The organism is Kitasatospora sp. NPDC047058 (assembly GCF_040643935.1).
Taxonomy (GTDB): Bacteria; Actinomycetota; Actinomycetes; order Streptomycetales; family Streptomycetaceae; genus Kitasatospora.
On record NZ_JBEYVJ010000667.1, the window covers coordinates 1 to 2,706 of the forward strand.

Here is a 2,706-nt window from a genome sequence, read left to right on the forward strand (position 1 = left end):
CGCGACCTCGCGGAGGCGGACGGCGGCCGGCTGGAACTGCTCTCGCTGCAGCCGCCGGTGTTCGTCCCCGCGCGCCCCGAGCACCAGCAGTTCGGCGTCCTCGGCGGCCGCCACGAGCGCCGCGGTGGCGATGTCGTGGACCTCCTCCGTGTGCGCGCACACCTGCGGGTGGCGTCGCGCCAGAACGTGCCGGACCTCCTGGAGCAGGTCGTGCCCGCTCGGCACGACCCCGGCGGTCCACGAGGGCAGCAGGTGCGGCATCAGGGGCAGGGCATGCAGGACGCGCAGCGGACGCCCGCGCAGCAGGGCTTCGCCTGCGGCCCAGTCCGCGGCCGCCAGGGCGGCAGCCGACGCGTCCACGCCGACGGTGACGGGCAGGTCCATGGTCATCAGCTCCTCGAAGCCGGCCGCGTGGAAGCGGTCGGGCGGTCCGGGGCCGGTCGGTCACCCCGGGCGCGTGCCGTTCCTGTCGACGCCGGGCACGGCCGCAGGCGTCCACGGAACGGTGGTGCGCGTTCCGGCCGTCGTCACGCTTCGGTTGTCGTCACGCTCCCGCCATCCTCACGCTCCGGGCACGGTCGGGCACAGGGCCGGCCGGGGCACTCCTCCGCGCCCGGGGCGGGGACCTGTGGCCCCATCGGCAGGGCCCGGGCGGCCCTCCGCCGCGGCCACCCGGCTGGTGGACGCTGTGCGGGACCTGCCGACCGGCGGACGTGAGATCCCAGGGATCCCGCCGGGCGCCGACCGATTCCCCCGTGGAGGAAGAACATGACCCGTGACGTCCTGGCCGCTGTCGACGGTTCGCCGCAGAGTCTCGCGGCGGCACGATGGGCGGCCGACGAGGCCGTCCGCCGCGGCCTGCGCCTGCGCCTCGTCCACGCCCGGACCTGGCAGGACGACCTCGATGCGGACCCGGGACAGCCGGCGGACGTCCGTGCCCTGACGGACCGGATGCTCGCGGACGCCCGGCGCGAGCTCGGCCGGTCCGCCCCCGGTCTCGACATCCGGGCCGAACTGGTCGGCGGCGGCGAACCGGCCCACGTCCTGGCCGAGACCGCCGCCACGGCCGAACTGCTCGTCCTCGGCTCGCGGGGACTGAACGGCTTCGACCGGCTGCTGCTCGGCTCGGTGGGCCGGGACGTCGCCGCGCGCTGCGACGTCCCGGTCGTCCTGGTCCGCCCGGCGGATGGCGGGAGCAGCGGCGGCCCCGCTGCTTCGACCGCGGCCACCGCAGCCGAAGCCTCCGGTGGCACCGAAGTGGTCGTGGGCATCGACACCCGGGCACCCTCGGCCGCCGTCCTCGACTTCGCCTTCCGGCAGGCCGAGGCGCGCGGTGCCGTCCTGTGCGCCGTGCACGGCTGGGAGCCCCCGCCGGTCTGGGGCTACGCCGGGTGGGTGACCCCGCAGATCGAGACCGACCAGTTCCGCGCCATCGAGGCCGAGTTGCTCGCCGAGGCGCTGACCGGCTGGCGCGAGAAGTATCCGGAGGTCGTGGTGGTCGAGGACAGCCGGATCGGCTCCGGCGCCGGAGCCGTGGTGGACCCCGCCACGGGCGCGGCGCTCGTGGTGATCGGCCGCCGACGGCGCGCCCACCACGTCGGGCTGCGCCTCGGCCCCGTCGCCCACGCCGTGATCCACCACGCGCAGGCCCCGGTCGCCGTCGTCCCGCACGACTGAGCCGGCGGGCCGCGTGCGCCCGCCCCGTGGAGACCGGCGGCAGGGGCGCCCGGCCGTGGCCCCGGCACGCCCGCCGTGACCGGACTCCTCGTCACGTGCCGCGGTGACGCCCGGCACGGGCACGGCCGGGCGATCCTGGCGGCCGGGCCCGCGCATCCGGCAGAATCCCCCTGAGGTCCGCCGTGCGTGCGGGCGGCGGATGCAGGAGTACGGAGAAACGATGGCGGACAGCGCGGTGCAGCGAGGGGGAGACCCCGTCAAGGTGTTCCTCCTCGACGACCACGAGGTGGTGCGCAGGGGCGTGTTCGACCTGCTGGACGCCGAACCCGACCTCCAGGTGATCGGTGAGGCGGCCAACACCGAGCAGGCCCTCGCCCGGATCCCCGCGCTGCAGCCGGACGTCGCGATCCTCGACATGCGGCTGCCCGACGGCGACGGCGTGACCGTCTGCCGCGAACTGCGTTCGCGCATGCCCGGTCTGGCCTGCCTGATGCTCACCTCGTTCGACGACGAGGACGCCCTGCTCGACTCCATCATGGCGGGCGCCGCAGGCTACGTCCTCAAGCAGATCAGCGGCACCGACCTCGTCTCGGCCGTCCGGACCGTCGCCTCCGGGCAGTCCATGCTCGATCCGGGCGCCGCCACCCGGCTGATGGCCCGCCTGCGCGGCGACGCCAAGCCCGCGGCGCCCGAGGTCCCCCAGCTCACGGAGCGCGAGCGGGAGGTCCTCGCACTGATCGGTGAGGGGCTGACCAACCGGCAGATCGGTCAGCGGCTCTACCTCGCCGAGAAGACCGTCAAGAACCACATCTCCCGTCTCCTCGCCAAGCTCGGCGTCGAGCGCCGCGTCCAGGCCGCCGTCATCGCCGGCCAGACCCTGGCGGGCCAGGACCGCGGCCCGGGGCGGTCCGTCCGCTGACCAGCCCCCCGGCGCTCGCCTGATCCGGCGCGGCCGCGTCGTGGCGGCCCCGATCCCGGGTTTGCGCCGCCGCCAGTAGATCCAGCCCCGCCGCTCCATCAGGAGCAGCA

The 2,706-nt window shown here is 75.8% G+C and carries 3 protein-coding genes; 2 read left to right on the forward strand and 1 reads right to left on the reverse strand.

Features of this window, described 5'->3' with window-relative positions:
- On the reverse strand, positions 1-384 hold a 384-nt coding region (locus tag ABZ885_RS39015; RefSeq protein WP_360199627.1), incomplete at its 3' end, for a universal stress protein.
- 384 nt (positions 385-768) lie between these two features.
- On the opposite strand from ABZ885_RS39015, the gene ABZ885_RS39020 reads away from it, so the two are divergent.
- Both ABZ885_RS39020 and ABZ885_RS39025 read left to right on the forward strand, forming a co-directional pair.
- Positions 769-1,677, forward strand: a complete 909-nt coding sequence (locus ABZ885_RS39020; RefSeq protein WP_360199629.1) for a universal stress protein — start codon at positions 769-771, stop codon at positions 1,675-1,677.
- Positions 1,678-1,897: 220 nt separating this feature from the next.
- Entirely contained in the window at positions 1,898-2,596 is a 699-nt protein-coding gene (locus tag ABZ885_RS39025) for a response regulator transcription factor (protein ID WP_360199631.1), read from the forward strand.
- The last annotated feature ends 110 nt before the right edge of the window (positions 2,597-2,706 follow it).